22 protein-coding genes and 1 pseudogene are annotated in these 19,190 nt (G+C 39.9%); all 23 read right to left on the reverse strand.

What is annotated here, in order from left to right:
* Window positions 1-3: 3 nt before the first annotated feature.
* Window positions 4-1,008 (reverse strand): ATP-binding protein, encoded by a 1,005-nt coding sequence (locus M1L52_RS14850; RefSeq protein ID WP_248615804.1) that lies wholly within the window; start codon window positions 1,006-1,008, stop codon window positions 4-6.
* A 132-nt stretch (window positions 1,009-1,140) separates the two neighbouring features.
* Window positions 1,141-1,584, reverse strand: coding sequence for a hypothetical protein (locus tag M1L52_RS14855; protein ID WP_248615805.1), 444 nt, complete (start codon window positions 1,582-1,584; stop codon window positions 1,141-1,143).
* Complete coding sequence (locus M1L52_RS14860; RefSeq protein ID WP_248615806.1) at window positions 1,581-2,477, reverse strand: restriction endonuclease; 897 nt, start codon at window positions 2,475-2,477, stop codon at window positions 1,581-1,583. The genes M1L52_RS14855 and M1L52_RS14860 overlap by 4 nt, the downstream gene beginning before the upstream one ends.
* Window positions 2,478-2,504: 27 nt before the next feature.
* Window positions 2,505-2,735 (reverse strand): hypothetical protein, encoded by a 231-nt coding sequence (locus tag M1L52_RS14865; protein ID WP_248615807.1) that lies wholly within the window; start codon window positions 2,733-2,735, stop codon window positions 2,505-2,507.
* 142 nt (window positions 2,736-2,877) lie between these two features.
* Window positions 2,878-3,282, reverse strand: coding sequence for a WbuC family cupin fold metalloprotein (locus M1L52_RS14870; protein ID WP_248615808.1), 405 nt, complete (start codon window positions 3,280-3,282; stop codon window positions 2,878-2,880).
* Between the two features lie 4 nt (window positions 3,283-3,286).
* Window positions 3,287-4,624 carry a nucleotidyltransferase family protein gene (locus M1L52_RS14875; RefSeq protein ID WP_248615809.1) on the reverse strand — a complete coding sequence of 446 codons (1,338 nt, stop codon included), beginning with the start codon at window positions 4,622-4,624 and terminating at the stop codon, window positions 3,287-3,289.
* Between the two features lie 9 nt (window positions 4,625-4,633).
* The gene (locus M1L52_RS14880) at window positions 4,634-5,212 is read right to left on the reverse strand and encodes an MBL fold metallo-hydrolase (protein WP_248615810.1); all 579 of its coding nucleotides are present in this window, start codon (window positions 5,210-5,212) and stop codon (window positions 4,634-4,636) included.
* Window positions 5,212-5,985: pseudogene (locus tag M1L52_RS14885) on the reverse strand (SDR family NAD(P)-dependent oxidoreductase). Before M1L52_RS14885 ends, M1L52_RS14880 begins: the two are co-directional and overlap by 1 nt.
* On the reverse strand, window positions 5,969-7,045 hold the full coding sequence (locus M1L52_RS14890; protein WP_248615811.1) for a 3-oxoacyl-ACP synthase III family protein: 1,077 nt from the start codon (window positions 7,043-7,045) through the stop codon (window positions 5,969-5,971). Before M1L52_RS14890 ends, M1L52_RS14885 begins: the two are co-directional and overlap by 17 nt.
* An 8-nt stretch (window positions 7,046-7,053) precedes the next feature.
* On the reverse strand, window positions 7,054-7,269 hold the full coding sequence (locus M1L52_RS14895; protein WP_248615812.1) for an acyl carrier protein: 216 nt from the start codon (window positions 7,267-7,269) through the stop codon (window positions 7,054-7,056).
* Window positions 7,270-7,335: 66 nt separating this feature from the next.
* Window positions 7,336-7,980, reverse strand: a complete 645-nt coding sequence (locus M1L52_RS14900) for a serine acetyltransferase (protein WP_248615813.1) — start codon at window positions 7,978-7,980, stop codon at window positions 7,336-7,338.
* A gap of 17 nt (window positions 7,981-7,997) precedes the next feature.
* Window positions 7,998-8,606 carry a sugar transferase gene (locus tag M1L52_RS14905; RefSeq protein ID WP_248615814.1) on the reverse strand — a complete coding sequence of 203 codons (609 nt, stop codon included), beginning with the start codon at window positions 8,604-8,606 and terminating at the stop codon, window positions 7,998-8,000.
* Window positions 8,599-9,717, reverse strand: a complete 1,119-nt coding sequence (locus M1L52_RS14910; protein WP_248615815.1) for a glycosyltransferase family 4 protein — start codon at window positions 9,715-9,717, stop codon at window positions 8,599-8,601. The genes M1L52_RS14905 and M1L52_RS14910 overlap by 8 nt, the downstream gene beginning before the upstream one ends.
* On the reverse strand, window positions 9,714-10,862 hold the full coding sequence (locus M1L52_RS14915; RefSeq protein ID WP_248615816.1) for a hypothetical protein: 1,149 nt from the start codon (window positions 10,860-10,862) through the stop codon (window positions 9,714-9,716). The genes M1L52_RS14910 and M1L52_RS14915 overlap by 4 nt, the downstream gene beginning before the upstream one ends.
* 3 nt (window positions 10,863-10,865) lie before the next feature.
* The gene (locus M1L52_RS14920; protein WP_248615817.1) at window positions 10,866-11,366 is read right to left on the reverse strand and encodes a glycosyltransferase; all 501 of its coding nucleotides are present in this window, start codon (window positions 11,364-11,366) and stop codon (window positions 10,866-10,868) included.
* Complete coding sequence (locus tag M1L52_RS14925) at window positions 11,360-12,091, reverse strand: glycosyltransferase (protein ID WP_248615818.1); 732 nt, start codon at window positions 12,089-12,091, stop codon at window positions 11,360-11,362. Before M1L52_RS14925 ends, M1L52_RS14920 begins: the two co-directional genes overlap by 7 nt.
* Window positions 12,088-13,254: a glycosyltransferase gene (locus M1L52_RS14930; RefSeq protein WP_248615819.1), complete on the reverse strand. Its 1,167-nt coding sequence runs from the start codon at window positions 13,252-13,254 to the stop codon at window positions 12,088-12,090. Before M1L52_RS14930 ends, M1L52_RS14925 begins: the two co-directional genes overlap by 4 nt.
* 11 nt (window positions 13,255-13,265) lie before the next feature.
* A complete protein-coding gene (locus M1L52_RS14935) occupies window positions 13,266-13,796 on the reverse strand; it encodes a serine acetyltransferase (RefSeq protein WP_248615820.1) in 531 nt (176 codons plus the stop codon).
* Between the two features lies 1 nt (window position 13,797).
* The gene (locus M1L52_RS14940; RefSeq protein WP_248615821.1) at window positions 13,798-14,823 is read right to left on the reverse strand and encodes a hypothetical protein; all 1,026 of its coding nucleotides are present in this window, start codon (window positions 14,821-14,823) and stop codon (window positions 13,798-13,800) included.
* A 127-nt stretch (window positions 14,824-14,950) separates the two neighbouring features.
* On the reverse strand, window positions 14,951-15,829 hold the full coding sequence (locus M1L52_RS14945; RefSeq protein WP_248615822.1) for a glycosyltransferase family 2 protein: 879 nt from the start codon (window positions 15,827-15,829) through the stop codon (window positions 14,951-14,953).
* Between the two features lie 5 nt (window positions 15,830-15,834).
* On the reverse strand, window positions 15,835-17,031 hold the full coding sequence (locus M1L52_RS14950; protein ID WP_248615823.1) for an EpsG family protein: 1,197 nt from the start codon (window positions 17,029-17,031) through the stop codon (window positions 15,835-15,837).
* 1 nt (window position 17,032) lies between these two features.
* Entirely contained in the window at window positions 17,033-18,049 is a 1,017-nt protein-coding gene (locus M1L52_RS14955) for a glycosyltransferase family 2 protein (RefSeq protein WP_248615824.1), read from the reverse strand.
* Between the two features lie 2 nt (window positions 18,050-18,051).
* On the reverse strand, window positions 18,052-19,176 hold the full coding sequence (gene glf, locus M1L52_RS14960; protein WP_248615825.1) for a UDP-galactopyranose mutase: 1,125 nt from the start codon (window positions 19,174-19,176) through the stop codon (window positions 18,052-18,054).
* Window positions 19,177-19,190 lie beyond the last annotated feature (14 nt).

Genomic DNA, 19,190 nt, shown 5'->3' on the forward strand with positions numbered 1-19,190 from the left:
ATTTTAAAGATTGATTTCTTCGGTGTAAAGCCTTATCGATTCCTCCACAATAGGATTCTCGGGCATCTCTTTGCGAAGGTCAGAAGTTCGCCAACCGCCGTTCTCATCAAACGAAACCACAGGAATCGACAGATTCTTTTGGTGAGCCAGCAGATACAGTTTCTTAATTACAAAGTATGAATGCGAAGCAATAAAAAACAGCAACCCAGCTTTCGTCAGTTCTGCTATAATATCCATCAATTGCGACACCAGCCTGGGGTGCAACGCACACTCAGGCTCGTCAATGAATATAATAGAGCCTTTCGAGAGATAGTGATTTCCCAACAAGGCATCTAGGATGGAGAGCTTCTTTACACCTTCCGATGCCATAGCTATACTGATAGTCTGCTTTCCCTCACGGAACACCCATTCCTTCCGCTCCAAATCATACTCTATATGCCCACCGATAGCACTCTCCAACGCCATTCTAGACACGGAGAATTCCTTATAATTTCGTCCCTTGACACTAGGTGTTAAAGCCTTTGCAAGGTCATAATAAGTGTCATCGAAACCGAACTCCTTATAGTCATCTCTCACCCTAATAATAATCTGCTGCAAAGATATAATCTCTTTGGCCGGCAAGAAGATGGAGTTCTGCGGTCGTGGCTGGCAGGTATTCTTTGTCACTGTCACCTGCTTATTGGCTGACGGACCGAAAGAATACGCGAAGTCTTGATTTCCCTCCATACTCATGGCAAACTCCACCGCCTTGCTGCCGGTAGAAACGAGCTTCCCTAGCTGGTCCGGCTGATAGGTCCAGTACAACTTGTCAAACAGAATCTCAGCATCGCGTCTCACTTCCTTGCCACGCTTATATGTCTCCACCGTTTTGACGGCTGAGTAGAGAGCCTTCAGTAGGTATGTCTTACCCGACTTATTGGGTCCTATCACCAGGTTTATTCTGCCAGTGCCGTTCCATTGAAAATCCCTCACCGGTCCGAATCCCTTTATTATTGTAGAAGTTATCATCGTTTCAAATCAATGTTTATTAATTTGCAAAAATACAACTATTTTTTGAATTAAGTGCAAACTTTATGCCATTTTCTGCACCTTTCTCTTTATTTTGTGCAGTTTTGGCAGCTAAACAATCCGAAATAAAGGTTACTCCAGGCACTTCATCACCAGATTCACGATGTTCTCTGCGAACACATCTCTGAGGTCAGTACCATTCGGGAGCTTTGGGCCACCCTCATGAAACAGCGTAGTGACCTGTATCATTTCATAGCCATTATCCTTAGCCAACTGTTTGGCATCTATCATTGTTTGTCCGAAGGTACGACTTGCAGCTATTATAACCTCACAGTTCGCCTTTACGCACTCTTCTATCCATTCTTTTTGATTAGAATTTGGATCGCCCTGGCTCTCAATTCCTACGATTCTTTCGTTGCCGTCCTTATCTGTGACCGTACCTATTATGTATGAATCATAGTCATCACCCGGCCAAGGCTTTATTATAGATGAGAAAGGCATTGTCATTGCCACTCTCTTGATGCTTTGGGACTTTCCTTTTTCAGCGGCACCCTTTACCAAAATCATTGTCTTCATAGCATATTCTGGATGGCATTCTTCAAATCCACATCCGTTATTAGTTTGTTCACGCCCAGTTTATCAGATTTAATCAAGATGGTAGCATTACCCCTCATCTCTATAACGAAATCCTCTTTTCCCCTTGCAATGGGAACATCCGTATAGGCAATGCCCTTAATAGGAACTAGGATTTCACAGAACTTGATATAAGCATCTATCGGGAACTCACCATTAACATAATCATCGTCATCAGTAAACTTCGGTTGATTCTCTCTGCTTAAGTCAGCTATGGTCTTTAGAAAATTACCATTCTCATCATATAAGACGTCTGTACCGAAATTGTATTCAGACATCCCGTGAGACCTCATATAATCCTCTATCATCTTCTTTGCGCCATCAACGAAGATAAAAGATGTCGTACCTCTGTCAAAATCTGGAGCAGAGTAATTCATGGTAACATGAATTTTCAATATTCTTCCTTTCTCATCTTCGGGCGTTGATGGCCTCACGTCCACCGTGGTTATTTCCTTTTGGGCCTCATTCGTTTCTGTACCCTGAGCATATTTCAGGGCATCACGACTATACTCTGTAGCAGAAGTGAAGATACCATCCTTAATTTGTGGCAAATCAGTAAGTGCTCCCTGCAACTTCTGCAAATCGGGGCGACCCACTTTTCTGTCATCAATGGTATAATCCTTCGATTCCACCATTGTTTCCCCGTTTAGCAATCCATCCAATTGATATGGACGACCACCACTCAACCCTTGTAGGTATTTGTTATGTTCAGCCGACTGGTTACGTATAATACCCAATGCAGCAGCTGATATTATCTCATAAGCCTCACCTGCTTTCTTAGGACAATAGCCCATCAGACGAAAGAAAAGCTCATCTATCTCTGATCTCTGGTTCATCTTAGCAATTATTAAAGGATTAGAAACCTAAGCGTATTGGTTCTTTCTCCTATATTGTTCGCAAATAGCAAGAAGATCCTTGAACATACTCAGACGAGGTTCTTGCATATCCCCCGCATTCATCTTCTTTCTATTGGCTTTAAGCCAGTTCAGCATATCATGCTCTTCTATTCTATGACGCAATGGATTCCGATGGTTGGTATTTATGAACTCAACCACCTCTTTATATTTAATCATCCACCGTTCATCCTGCGTCATAAACGTTAATTGTTAACTTGTTAATTTGAATAATTTTTGAACCAGATTTTTAATCAATTTTGAGGAACTGAGTGACGACCCCTTCTTCCCCATTGAGGTACAAACAAGTATGAACAAAACAACCAAACCGCCTTCAGGTACTTCATTTCTCATCAAGATTTAGAATGCCATCAAGCTCGTGTGGGACAAACGGTCCCTCTTTGCATTCGAAAATGACACTATCCGGCTCAATCGCTTCAAGTTTATGCCATACACCTTTCGGAATATTCACGCCATACCGGCCTTCTTCCGCACATAGCACCACGTCCTCGATAATCGACCCATCATCCCTATGTGTAGTGACTCGCACTTTCCCTCTCAGAATCACAAACGTCTCGTCTTTAGTCGGATGTTTGTGTATAGGCACCTCCGTCCCAGGCTCCACTGCATTCAGAAACCTGTGACACTTCTCATCCAGGCTCTGATGGAAGTTATAATTCATCCTAAGCCTTGGGGATGCCTTAGCTTGAGCTGAAACAGTATCTAATAACGCTTTATCAATAATCATAACACTATCTTCTTTCAAATGCGGCTTTAATACCACTCCTTAGCATTCTGCACCAAATCCTTAGAGAATCCAATGGGAACACCTTGAAATGATGAATACCATCAAGGGTATGTTGTCTTAATGAAATAGCCTTTCTTATAACATACGGACGTTTCTCATAGTAAGATGAATCCCTATTATGACCAAAATTTCCCGTTTCCATCACAAATTCCAAAATCAACTCCGCCTTCCTACGTAGTTTATCGTTAATGTTAAGGTCATGGTTAAGGTTATCATTGAACATCGGCATTGCCTCTACTGGCATTCCAAGGAACTCAACAGCTAAAGCCCCAAATGCCTTCCATTCAGACATCAAGCCCATCTCCCGAATCCGTTTTTCCAATAATCCGTAGTTCAGTGAGTCCTTATATTTCCACAATAGCCTACACCAGTCACATATCTGCCTCAGGCCAATCCCTCCACGATAGAAATGCTTTAGAATATGAGTAAAAACCAATAGTACGTCATTATCCGGTGATGGAAGAAAGACCACAGTTCCCCCGTTATGCCAGGACCGTACTTCTCCTCCACAAAACAGATTATTCTGTACCTTTTCCAGCCCCTTGTCAATCCTTGATATCAGTCTTGTAGGCATAGCGCCATGCAACTCTACTACCCACTGGTCTATATGCATTGCAATATGTTGTTCACCATGCAATTCAGCATCCACACTCTGAGCCTTGGGTGTCAGAAATTCTTGTGCCCGTTTGTAGTTTGTTTCACTCAAATACAAATCCACATCCCCACTGGCACGCCATAAAGGTCTCTCATAACATTGAGCTATTCCTTGTCCTTTAACGAGCAAAGTATAGATATCCGCATTCCTCAAGCCTTGTATCAGTCCTTCAATGAAGCGGTTCATCTCACGGTTCTGTTGCTCCAGTATCTGCACCTCGCCAATCCACTGAAGGAGCAACATCTGCGATGGCAGCTCCAACCTTAACGTTGACCTTAACCCTAACTGGCTATCGCCCCCTTTTTCATCAATGTTATCGTCAAGGTTAAGGTCAAGGTTAAGTTTTTTATATCGCTCTACCCCAGCTAAAACAAGCCCCAGTACCGACTGTTCTGTTGCCAGTTGATATACCTTTTCCCAATCAACCTTCCCATTCGCTCGACCCTGGTCGCTTGTTCCGAAGGTCTCAAGAAGGTTAATGTTATCGTTAAGGTTAAGGTTAACGTCTTCCCACAGTCCTGCTCTCAACAATGTGAGAAATGCTTCTATATTCTTATCTTTTATCACAATTTCTACCCCATTGGGGCCAAAATAGAAATAAAAAAACAGCCAAATGGCTTTAAACATATTCATCACTCACGAATGGCCAGGCATAATCTGACAATCAGCAGAAAGCTTCAAAATTCGTGCTAAAGATGTTTCAGACTGTTTTTTATTTGCGTGCGGAAATCCTGTAAAAACTTTCACTCCAGGAATATAAGAATCCCCAGTAAAAGCCTTATTGTCTATAATATACGTTATGCAACTTGGAGCATGCCCAGGTGTTTCATATACATGAACAGGCATCCCCAACACCTCCAAGGAGTCACCCTCTTTCAATACACACACATTATCTGGCTCATCAATTGAAATGTCAGGATACTCCGAATGGTAGTGTGAGATATTCAGTTTAGGCGATTTAAGAGCTTCAACACCTGCGGCATTGGTATATACCTTCACAGCAGGAAATCTCTTGATAAGCTCTTCCACACCATAAATATGGTCAGAATGAGCGTGAGTGAGTAAAACTCCCTCAACGCTCTTCTGCCCAATCTTTTCCAATACCCTATCGGTATCTCCACAATCCACCAACCACACACTGTCATACTTCTCGTCAGAGAGAATATATGTCCGTGAGTTAAATACTCTATTGGTGATAAAATCTACTGTCAGCATTATCTGGCACTGAAGCCTCCATCAACAAATAGGTTGGTTCCCGTCACCCAACGGCTGGCATCACTCAACAGATAGATACAGGCATTGGCTATGTCGGTGGTCTCACCAAGTCCCAACAGATGCTGAGCTTCCAATGCTGCCCGTTTCTCAGGATCTTTCATGTGAGGAAGATTCATATTGATGGGTGTGCAGATAGCACCTGGTGATATGGAATTCACACGTACATTCTTCCTTGCCATCTCGCAAGCCAGATGTTTGGCGAGATTCAACAAAGCTGCCTTGGTCATGCCATAGGTCGACTTACCCACCTCACCAAAACTACCTGCTACTGACGAAAAGAACACGATACTACCACCTTCTTTCGACAGGTTGCCCATCTTAGTACATTCCTATGCCAAGAAATAACCCGTATAGACGTTCACATGGAAGAACTTATCCAGTTCTTCTGGCTTGGTCAACTTGAAGAGATTGGTGGTAGAGATGCCAGCACAGTTCAGCAGACCGTTGATGCGGCCAACTTTTGCCACTGCTTCCTTGATAATCTCACCTACCCTTTCATATTCAGTAAGGTTCACCGAAGCAAAGTAGTGTTCTTCTGGCCTGTCAACCATCGTCATTGTCTCTTTCAGACCTTCTTCATTCAAATCCAGAAGAATGAGCTTGGCACCCATCTTAGAGCAACTGATGGCACATTGACAGGCAATACCTGATGCAGCACCTGAGATGACGATGACTTTGCCTTCAAGAGAAAAAGGATTAAACAGCTTGTCCATGCTCTACTTCAACTATATCACTGATTTTACAATCAACAAAAGGCACTATGCCTGTTGCCCAAGTCATACCGACCCCAAAGGCGGTAAGAAGGAGTTCTTTCTGTCCTTCCAACTTGCCTTTTAGTTCACTTACTATAGTCAATGGAACTGAAACAGAAGAGGTATTTCCAAACTTGGCAATGGTAGAAGGGATCTTCTCCGTATCCAGTTTCATCTTCTTGGCAATATAGCTATTGATAAAGTTGTTGGCCTGATGGAAAACCACATAGTCGAAACCATCTATTTCCTTTTCTGCGTAAGCAATGGTCTTCTTGATATCCTTGGGTATCTCTCGGATAACAAAGTTAAACACATCGCCACCGCGCATATAGCCCTGTTCATCACTACGCATATTGCCATACTCGTCAATCACTTTCTCTACCACAGTCTCTGCAGAACTCATCTTGCGATAACCGCCGGCAGGAATCATAATCAAGTCTGCACGAGAGCCATCCGTATTCAAAGAAAAAGTACTCTTACCAAACTTTGAATCTCGCTCCACCAAAGCAGCCACGCCACCATCTCCAAAAAGGAATGCACTACGACGGTCACGGGGAGAATACACTTTTGAACGTGTCTCACCGTCCAGTAACAGTGCCTTTCGCAAGCCACTACGTTCCATCATGCCATACACTACAGACAAGCCATAGAGGAAGGCAGAACAACCTAAGGTGATGTCGAAAGCGATGGTAGAATTAGGAAGACCCAAACGGTGCTGTAAAGTACATGCGGTTGCAGGCATCCTGTAGTCAGGAGTCTGTGAGATAAACACCAGCAAGTCAATCTCTTCCTTATTGACATTGTTGTCTGCAATCAGTTTCTCTGCAGCTGCAAAACAAAGATCAGAAGAGCATGTTTCTTCATCAGAGAAACGACGTTCTTCTATGCCTGTCTTATCAACAATATCGTTAGCCTCCTGTGCGCTGAACACTTCCGTATATTCACGATTCTTGATTACACGCTTGGGTACGGCTGCTGACATCGCTGTGATGCCAACGCCCTCATACTGTATATATGCCATTCCACTTTTTATTTTTTTGTGCAGGCATCATACACTGCCTGTACAGTACGCAGTTTCTTGAAATCAGCTTCCTCAATCTGGGTATCATACTCCTCATCCATCATGGCTATCACTGATATGTAAGCAATTGAACTCCACTCTTCATAATTGCGGAACTCGTCTTCCATCTTAATCTCGTCTTCGCGCTCGATCGCTTCAGCGAACAATTCAATAAATTTTTCCATTTTTAATTTAATTGTTATATAATATGTTAATAATCTCTTTTTTAAAGGTTAAGGTTAGCGTTAAGGTTAATCTATAGTGACCTTCTTTGCCGGATTCCCCATATAGAGTCCACCGTCCTTTATCTTTCTAAGGATATAGGTTCCAGCTCCGAATCTGTTTTCATTACCAACTTTTAGGCATTGAGCAATGAAACAGCGAGAGCCAAAGTAATTCTTGTTACCAATAGTCGTTTGGCCCGACACTCTTACTTCCGGAAATAGCATATTGTGGCTGCCTATCACCACGTCATGTCCGAAACTAATACAACCATCCAGCACATTGAAATCCCCCATGTGAAAGTTACAACTAAAGCGACAACCAAAGGTAACAATATTACCCTTTCCCATCGTCACAGATTCCTTGTCAAAGTAGAATACGTTGGGGGCAATGATATTCGGGAAATTCACCAAGGGGTTTGTAATCTTCGATGGCAGTTCTTCCAGATATTTCGGTGAGCCAACAGCAATAGCTACATCGACAGGAGTTTTCCATTCATTCAACGTGTCAATGTTTCCAAGCACCTTGCCATATTTGCACTCAGTCCCTACTTCAACACCATCATCAATATAGCCAACAATCTTCCATGTCGGCTCAATGGCATTGATATGATTGATAATACAAGCGACCTCATGACCGAAACCACCAAATCCATAAATTAAAATGTCTTTCATTATATTCTATCCTAACGTTAATTTGTTCCATCGAAAGGTGGCATTGTAGCCGCCGCATCGTTTGATATATCTGCACGTTTCAGTACTTTCATCACTGTAATCCAAATTACCTTAATATCAGTCCAGAGTGTACAGTGATCAACATACCACACATCCAGTTTGAACTTCTTTGTCCAACTGATGGCATTGCGACCATGACACTGCGCCCAACCACTGATACCTGGACGTACTTCATGTCTGCGGGCTTGTTCGGGGCTATACAAAGGCAGGTATTTTACCAACAACGGGCGAGGTCCTATCAGAGCCATATCACCCTTCAGTACATTAATGAGTTGCGGAAGTTCATCTATTGACGTTGAGCGCACAAATTTTCCAACCTTAGTCAATCGCTGTGCATCGGGTAGCAAATTGCCATCTGCGTCACGCTCGTCCGTCATGGTCTTAAACTTAATAACCTTGAAAATCTTTGCATCCTTACCAGGTCTTTCTTGAAAGAAAAATGCGCCAGCACCCTTATTTGCAAAGTGAAGCCAGATAGTAACTACTAACAATATCGGACTGATGCAGATAATCACTATCAGTGAAATAAAGAAATCTAATATTCTCTTGAAAAAGTGTTTATACATAAAGCTTTGCATTTGCGTAAGTATAATTCCTTGAAGCTGCCAACGAATGGTTAACCAGTTCTTCCTTCTTCTCCTTGTCGGATGCTAGTTCCTGTATGAAGGCAGCTATCTCATCAATTTGGCCTGGCTGGAAACATGCCCCATTCTGATATTTTTCCACTATAGTTGCCAATTCCGATTCTTCCGGAACAACACACAACAATGGAGCCCCTACCGCCAACAGGTTATATGTTTTACTTGGTACGCTCACTCTAGCCGTTTCATCGTTCAATGTTATCACGCCCAAATCTGCACTGGCCAAGGAATACCGTAACATGTCAGCAGGTTGCCAATCAAGAAAAGTGCAGTTCTTTATACCATAATTGTGACACATCTCCTGAAGTTCAGGTTTCTTCTTCCCATCACCTATCAGCATGAAATGAATCCGTTCGTCATCAACCAACTTCTTAGCCACCTCAATGATGGTTTCGACGTTATGAGTGAAGCCCATATTACCAGAATACATTACTGTAAACTTGTTCTCTAGGTTATGCCCTTTTACAAAGGGATTCTCGCTCTTGACCACTGGTCCGAATGAAGCTTTGGAAGCCCAGTTAGGCACCACGGTAATCTTTTCGCGCTCCACATAGTTAGCCAAACAATCAGCCATACCATCACTTAGCGAAACTATCTTCTTTGCCTTAGCAAAAAGTTTCCTATTCTGCTTGCTCCACCACTTATAGATAAAGTTGCCTTTTCCTATACCTACATTTTGCAATGCATCAGGATAGGTATCATACACAATGATTGAAAAGGGATTCTTTAGAATCAACGACGACAGATAAGCCATGGGCGGATTGGTCACATATACCACTTCGTATTTGCGATACTTGAACAACAATTTGTTGAATATCTGTAGCGAAGCCCATCCCCAAGTAATCAGTCTTTTTATAGACGAACTGCGGTCGTAGGCAACAATCTTCTTTACCTTAATCTTTTCGTTCAAAGTCCGCTCTGTTACCTTGATACTACCTGCCAACAACACCACTTCATCATACACCTCTGCGTATGCGTTGGCAATGTCTATCATCAGATAGCCAGTGCTTTGGTTTACCAATACAACTTTCTTCATTTCTGTGTAGATGCTATCAAATCACCCAGTTCAACAGAAGTCATAAACTCCACATCTGGCCAACGTTTGATGATTTCGCCTATAAGTTGACTCAACGCTTTCAATCCCTTCTCTCGGTTTTCGGGATGCAGGTAACCGATATAGTTCACACGATGACTGCTGATAGTGGCCGGCTTGTGCCAACGGAAAGCTATTTCAATTTCCTTTAGGCAGTAGTTCAGCCAATCGTAGTTTGTCGGATAACTATATCCGCAACAGCTTGGTTCAAAGAAACAATTACGCGTCAGATATATCTGTCCTAATTCATTCTTATCACCCAGGAAACGTGTATTCACTTTATACTGACCGTTTCCTAATGGTTCTCTTTGCTTCTTACCCGTATTGATATATTGTATTCCTGCATCTAACAAGTCATTCTCCAAAGTGTTATTAAAAGGGCCGTTCGTGGGTACAAAATACTTTGCTTTATAACCATATAATTTCTCAAACAAGGCAAGACCAGTGGATAGTACTTCTTTCATATAGGGTAAGTCATCCATTGTGTCAAGATCGAATGCCGCCTGAAATTCAGGTATAGGTTCCTCGTTAATGCCATTATATATACCTGTCACTCCATTTTCAAAAGCCAATAATGTAGACTTATTACCATCTCGTAGGGCTCTCAACCATCGCTGTACATTCAGATGCTCTCTACCATGGAAGATTGGCACAAACAGTCTCTTTTCAATACCCTCTTTCCAAAGATCGTAAACACGTTCATGATTGGGGTAACGCTGACATGTTTCCGTGTAAGGCTCATAATAATACTTCTGATAGCCACTCTCCTTGATTTTTTCAAAGATGGGATTGGCAACCACATTTACACCTGTCATCACAGGATGCCTTCCTGTTGAATCCTTATACTTAGATAGTACAGAATACAATTCTTCTAAGTCTGCGTTAGACTCCAGGGCATCATATGTATTATAGTGATTTCTGTCTTCACGCATGCCGGCTTTTAACATACGCTCAAAGCTTTCCAACGACGACATACGTATACTCCCCCAGTCGTCAGATTCAATGACTACTATATGTCGTTTTGTGCGCCAGCCTGGCACATTGCTTACATTCACTCTCAACTTCGATTTCCAATCTCCGCGATACATTTATTATCTCTTTAATGTTTTGTTAAACAATTCAATATAATCTCCGAACCTGTCGTCTTTATCAAAATGATCTACAGCTCGCTGACGACAGACTTCACTTGTATATTTTTCCTTATTGGTAACAACCTCAACAATGGCGTTTTTCAGTGCTTCTTTATTACCTTTGGTAACTACGATGCCAGTGTTCTCGTCAATGGCCTCTGGCGAACCTCCTGTATTATAAGTTATAACAGGCGTACCACATGCCAATGCTTCAATATTGGTAGTTGGGAAGTTGTCCACGTAGGTCGGATTAACAAACACATCAGCCAACGAATACATTGCCGCCAATTCCTGAACACTTTCTGTTCTTCTGATTCCCACAACACCTTTAGGTAGCGTATCAATCTGTTTCTGAGAAAGCCCCACTAGGACTACCTGATAATCTTCAGGTAACCGTTCACTCAACCAACAGAAATCCGACAGGCCTTTTCGTTTATCCCATGTGCTGGCAACGCCTAACACGATATGTTCTCCGTCAATACAGTATTTCTTCGTATTGCTTCTGTCACATCAGTTGCTTGCGGTTTAAACACCTCAATATTCGTACCGTTATAGATAACCTGCTGGGGGTGTCCTTTCATAAACGAGTTCTCAACGATGCTTCCCATCCACTTGCACACGGGGATAAAGGTAATATTCGGCAATGCTGTCAATAATACTTTCTTCCTGTCATAATTACTTTTTGAATTATCAAGCCATATTGATTTTGGGTAACCTTTTTGGTTGGGGCAACGCTCGCAGTGCGTCTTCCACTTATCGCAATTCACTGCGTCAAAATACGAGCAATGTCCTGTGAAGGGCCAGCAGTCATGCAGCGTCCAGAACACTGGAATATCCTTTTCTCTTAAATAATTCAACAATATCTCTATATTCAGATAGTACCCGTGAAGGTTATGAAAGAGTATGATATCAGGGTTAATCTCATCTATTTTCTGTACCAGTTGTTTTGTCGCCTTCTTTGATCCAAACCCATGTGCATCGAACAACAATGATTTCAATCCATGCCAACGTATGTCCCATTTTGAGCCAATCTTGATTACCTTGGATTGGCTTTTCCCTGCGGCACGACCATAAGCAATATAGCTTTCGCAGCCAGCAACTATTGCCCGCTGGCCTATCTCTTCTACTATCCGACCTGTACTGCCAGTATTAACAGTTGCATTGATTTGAAGTAGTATCTTCGTCATTTCTCGTGATTTATTAAGGACAAGAACTGCATTGTTATAGTATTGGCCTCTACCTTTGAAAGGAATTCCGATTCAGGAATCCTAGAGTATGTGAGTACTTGTTCTATACCATGGGCGAGATTTATTACATCTTGTTCTTCTTTCGATTTATCTTTGAACGCATGATTGGAGGTTATTACTCCCCACTTGGTCTGATATGAATCTGCCAAAGAAATGTTGTATGATTCATCTGCCAATAGGATTTCCCAAATCCCACGTGAAGAGTTTGTTGACACTACGGGTACGCCAAGTGCTAATGCCTCAATAATAACACCTGGTAAGCTTTCACTATAAGAGCAAGATATCAGGGCTTTAGCTGCTTTTATATATGGATATGGATTCGATTTCTCTCCCAAGAAGAACACCCTACTAGTCATTCCTAAGTCATCTACCTGCTTTTTTAGTTCGCTTACGAAGGGTTCATCACCTTTACCTACAAAAACCAGAGATAATTGTGATTTGATTTTTGACAATGCATTTATAGCTCTTATCGGTGCCTTGTTGGCATCCAATCTTCCACAATAAATGATGTATGGTGAGGGCAACACTTCTTCTTGAAGTGGGATATCCGCTTTTTTTAGAATCTCATCAACCTGATGAACATTATATATAGTGCCTATTTTACTTCTATCAATGGTTTTGATGCTTTTTAAATCTTCCTCTGCCTCTTTGCTCACACAAGAACAAAAGTCCAACTTGGGGAATATAAACCAGTATTGAAGCAGAGAGAATGCATATTTGACAAGTCCTAAGGATCTTCCTTGTTTGTGCGGGGCATGGAATATTCCTACTTTATAGTCTTGTCCTCCACTTAGGGCATTAAGCAGATTGGTTGAATACAATGTAGAAATGGTCATATCGGGACAATATGACTCTTTAATTCCTTTCAACCATTTTACCTGCTTGGTAATGCTGTTTTCTTGCTTTCCATACTTGTCCGAGAAGAACTCACAAGAATCGAATCCTTTCAATCCTCCATCAAAACGGTGGATGCCGACGCATATCACATCAACATCGTCACGATTCATAAATGCACGGTAAAGATTCCATGAACATCTACCAATCGTTCCGTTATTTCCCGCTACTAATATTAGAATCCTTGGAATGAATCTATTCTCAATCATGTTTCAACTTTTTACGTTTCACTAGGATATGTTTTTATTATCCTTGCAGGAACACCTGAGACCAATGAATTATCTGGCACATCATTTATCACAACCGAATTCGGTGCAATCTTTACATTATTTCCTATATGTATTTTCCCAATTAGTTTTGCACCAAGACAAATCTCCACATTATCTTCTACTATTGGCGCATTTTCAAATTTCCCCTTTGTTCCCAATATAACACCTGGACCTATTATACAATTTGCCCCAACTTTAGCGTATGTTGCAACTCTGATTAGTCCAATATGAGGAATAAATAATCCAGGTCCACAGCTATTAATCGCAATTTTAATTTTCAACTTATAACACTTCCTTTTATATTGCCAATATGTATAATAGTACAACAAATAATCAAATGTATTCTTTTTTTTATTAGTCAAATATTCTAAATGTCTAAGCGTTCTCAGATAATCAAATATATAATAATTTTCATTATATATAAACCTATCATAAAATCTGATATTATATCTCTTTCGATCTTGAGAGATATAATACCTCATATCATCTTTGTTTTTTATCATAATGACTCTCTATTAATTGACCTAATTCATCAGAAGAAACGAAAGATACATCTGGCCATTGTTGAACTATACTATTTAATAATTGCTTAAGCAATAAAAGATTTTTATCCCTATTCTCGACATCAATATTTCCAATATAATTAATACGATGAGAACTAATAACGGCAGCCTTCCCCCACTTAAATGCTGTCGCGATCCGTCCTAGGCAATTATTAACAACATCCTCCTTGTCTCTAAAATGAGTAGGCTCAAAAAAGGCATTCCTCATCAGATAATATTGACCTATACCATTTTTCTTTCCTTGATAATTATTTTTTTTATAAATAAAATCTTTATCGTCTCCTTTGGGGATTCTTTGATGTACCAATCCTTGCAAATACCTTATACCCTTTCGATATAGAATAGGTTCAATTTTCGGATTCCATGTATAGGTTGTTGCGATAAAGGACTCTGATTTGTAACCAAACAAATTTTCAAATAGTTGTAAACCTTCGGTGATTATTGTGTCATACTCTGGTATATCCTCATCAAGACCAGAATTGAACGCTCCCATATAATTATTGTTGATACGAGAGTCCACGATTGATGTAAGACCGAATGTGCCAAGATCAAAAGACAATCTTGTTACCTCGTCACCTGCCTGAAGTGTACGCAGCCATTTTTTTACATTTAAATGTTCCCGCCCATGAAATTGAGGATGAAAGATTCCTGCAGCAATTCCTTGTTTCCACATTTCATAGACACCTTCATGTGAGGGGTATCTTTTCAACGTTTCCGTGAAAGGTTCGTAGAAATACTCCGTATATCCAGATTCTTTAATCTTGTCAAAGACTGGGTTGGCAACCACTGCATTCGCAGTAAGGACTGCATTTCTACCGTTTTTATCTTTGACCGATTGCAACACCTCATAGAGGGCTGTCAAGTCATCAACCGTTGCCAAATTGTCGTAACGACAATACGGGTCACGGTCAACATGCAAACCGTGACTAAGCAGTTCCTCATACACCTTTTTTGAAGGCATACGTATGCTACCCCAGTCATCACTCTCGATGACCAGAATGTGTCTACGGGTATGCCAACCGGGGATGTTAAGAAGGAAATGTGTAAGTTGTTGTTTAATATACATCTGTATATTATCTTCCTTTATACCAATATAACAAATATAGAACCACGCCAAATGGCAACAGCATAAGTGTCAAACATTTACGAGGCGACTCTTTCAAGAATCGTGGATTATTGGCGTGTATAGAGCAAGCAATATAGTGTAAGCAGTAGTTAACTGCCTTTTTCTTGGATTTAGTTTGTCGTAGATGTAACAAAAAGTCACAAGCATAAGATTTAGGATAATTCCAACGATGTTTCCATTCATTGGACGATAGGCCATCAGTCTGATACTCAACAATACAGTACACATCATTTGACACCAATAGAGGATAGTCATCATCTATTAGATAATACTTATATGCGCAATCAATGAATCTTTCGCCCTCAAAATTAGGGGTTGGTGGATATTGCTTGATAATATCTGTTCGATAGACCTGTTTTTTATCCCCGCTGCCTCCGTATTTTTCATAATAGTCGCGTAAAGTAGCTACCTTAATCTCAATGTGAGGAGTAGTTCCTATTATTTGACCATCCGCATAAGAATCAAGGCCTATAATTCCTGCATAAGTCTTACCACCTCGTTCAGTCCACAATTTAATAATTTTTTCTATAGCATCGTCAGGCAACCAGTCATCTGAATCAATACATATATGCAACTCTGTTCTTATATTACAAAAGGCTGTCTCTCTCGCCTCACAATAACCTTTGTTTTCTTGATAGATATAATGAATCGGTATAACATTCTCCTCTTGCCATTTCTTTATCTGTTGACGAGTAGAGTCTGTACTGCCATCGTCAATAACAAGCCACTCAAAATCGTTTGATGTTTGCCTGCACAAACTTTCGTAGAGTCTATCAAGCGTATGAGCTCGATTAAACGTGGGTGTAAACACTGTAATTGTTTTCATAATTTTCAAAATAATTGTTTTATATATCCAAGTACCGAAGTTGTTTCATCAATCAAGAAAAAATCAAAGAAATTACCAAACACTAAAGCTCCTGGACCAATACAATCAAGAACGCCTCGTATCTGATAGATTATATAATATATAAAGACAGGTGTACAGTATCTAAAAATTAGCTCTATATGAGGACACTTATTATTTGAAAAATAAAGCAGCAGGAAAACAGTAATAATAATATTGGTAAAATCCTTAAATCGAACTCCAACAGGTGATAGGCTTAGTATTTGGGTTACACTCGCAAACAAAAGCACAAAGATGAAACCTTCCTGGAGTTTCTTTTTCTCTTTCCAATTTGTTTTGAGATAAATATTTACAAAAAGGATAATGCTTGATAGTTTAAAAAACAAATATGCCGACTGTGAAAGGAAATTTTTCTCCCCATTTGTCCACCCGACATACATTATCGTTCTTTCTGTTTGAGCTTCTGAAAAATATCGTTCAACATAAGGCGTAATAAGGTTAAAATCAAAGTCATCAAGCAAAGCCGTAAAGATAAATAGTAGTAAAAACAATAACAACCTTTTTTTGGGCATAAAAATATAGCCCAAAAATAGAATAACAATGTACAAAAAAGAAAAGTGAACAAATATACTTGCTACGCTTACCCAAAAATACTTCTTCGTGCCAGTAATGACAAATGGCAATACCCCGAAAAAGAAAACCTGCATAGCCGTCCACCATCTATGCGGGAAAAAAACTGCTTGAGGAATTAGTATTAATAATATAATTAGTATAGTAGTATTTCTATTTATGTTGACATTTTTGAGAATATATTTTATGTTGAATGAAAAAAACAGTCCATTTACTCCTGAAAGTATTGCTATAAACAAATGAGGAGAAGTTATGAACCTGGAGAAAAACCAAGTCATAAAGGATGTATAAAAATCAATTTGATTGGAAATTGCCAAACTTGTGTGATAACTCCAGTATCCTCCGTCAAAAGAACAAGCAGAAAGAAAATACATTGCATATCTTTCGGTATCGATTCCTGTACCATCATATATAGAGAACAAACCCACAAAAGCATAAAATAATGTTACAGGGACAACAATATTTTTTGATCCAGGTTTATGTAAAGCATCAACCAGACCATATATCGGGAATGTTAGGCTCCGAACAAATGTAGAAGCATCGGCTTTGACCATACTAACTATTTTTCAACTTAAACAAGACATGTACTATACGAAGAATTAGTCTATCAACAATCCCGTTATTGATACAACGACGAATGTATTTTATACCATGAAAATCGGTATTAATCAATATATCATACGCATTCTGATTTTTGTTTTTCAATGAACGCATCCTTTCATAAAGTTTATTCTCCCTATCTTTGTTCCTTTCCGCATATATACAATTGATTTGATACATATATCTCATGAGAAGAACATCATAGTGAGTTCGAATCATATTATAATTTCGATTAGGTGTAGCAATTTCATTCGACCAAAACTTATTCAACACTTTTTCAAAATGTGTGTAATTCTTAACAAGAGGACCTATTGCCATTGACTGTTCGTCTCTACCTATATAATACTGATACAATGAAAAATCAAAACAATATAGTGTTTTTGCAGAACACAATGGGAAATAGACGTATTCCGTATCTGTGTAGCATACACCCTCTGTTTGACAATAATTAATATGTTTAAGATGTTCCAACTTGAAACTATAGTTGTGCATAGCAAGACATGGCTCTGGTATCATAAAGTGATTTAAGTCCAGAGTTTTATTATATTCTATACCATTATCATCCTGCTCAATGACCTTACCTAATTTTTCTTTATGAAGAGTAAATCTTGAAAAAATTGCGTCTTCATTACGATGTTCCAGATTTCTCAAAAGAGTTGTAAAATTTTGTGTATCCACCCAATCGTCAGCATCTATTATTCTAAAATATTTGCCTGTAGCAACTTTTAATGCGGCATTGATACATGAGCCATAATGGCCATTTTCTTTATCAATGACATAAAAGATGCCTGGGTATCTTTGCTGATACTCGTGCGCAATGGCTGATGACGAATCTTTACTTCCATCATTTACCACTATGACCTCTAATTGTTTAAGAAGTTCGCTATCCTTAATTAAAAATGAATCTAAACACCTATACAGGTATTTTTCCATATTGTAAGTAGGAATGGCGACGGATAATAGCTTTCCCATTTTTATATATTTTTTATGTTCAACACTTTTTCTATCACTGGTGCCATATCATAATACTTATATTCAGCAAGACGGCCACCAAAAATGACGTTTTCTTCTTGCTCAGCAAGATGACGATATCGCTCTGCCAATTGGTCGTTCTGGTCGTCATTGACAGGATAATATGGCTCCATCCCTTCCTTGTACTCGGTACTATACTCCTTGGAGATTACGGTCTTGGGACAATCATAAACTTCTTGACCGAACATTTCAAAATGCTTATGCTCTATAATACGAGTATATGACTCGTCATGAGAAGTATAGTTAACAACGGCATTGCCTTGATAATTGGGACAATCTTTCGTTTCTGTCTCAAAGCGAACCGTACGCCAATTCAACTTGCCATACTGATAATTGAAGTATTGGTCCAGGGGACCGCAATACACGAGCTTATCTGCATATTTCTGCCAATCTCTGTATTCAGAATTGAAGAAATCGGTGTTAGTCAAACATTCAACGCCATCCAGAAGGCCTTCTATCAGTTTGTTATATCCCCCAATAGGTATTCCTTGGTATTTGTCATTGAAATAGTTGTTATCAAACACAAGGCGTACAGGAAGACGTTTGATAATAAACGCTGGCAGTTCGCTGCACTTGCGTCCCCACTGTTTCTCTGTGTATTCTTTGATAAGTTTCTCAAAGATGTCTTTACCGACTAGCGTCAGAGCCTGCTCCTCTAAATTTTGAGGCTCACGACCATTAAGCATTTTGACGGCTTCTGCCTTTTGCTCCTCAATCTTTGCCGAAGCTTCTTCTGGAGTCAAAACGCCCCACATCTGGTAGAAGGTGTTCATATTGAAAGGAAGATTATAAAGCTTTCCCTTATAATTAGCGACAGGGCAGTTAGTATATCTATTGAAAGGTACTATATTGTTTACAAAATCCCAAACCTCTTTATTAGATGTATGGAAGATATGAGCACCATATTTATGAACATTGATGCCTACAATGTTTTCACAATAAACGTTGCCACCCAGATGTGGCCGTTTGTCTATCACAAGGCAATTCTTGCCCATCTGCTTTGAACGATAAGCAAATATCACTCCGAATAAGCCGGAACCAACTATTAGATAATCGTATTTTTTCATGTTTTTATCCCGCT

The sequence above is a fragment of the Prevotella sp. E13-27 genome (assembly GCF_023217965.1).
Taxonomy (GTDB): domain Bacteria; phylum Bacteroidota; class Bacteroidia; order Bacteroidales; family Bacteroidaceae; genus Prevotella.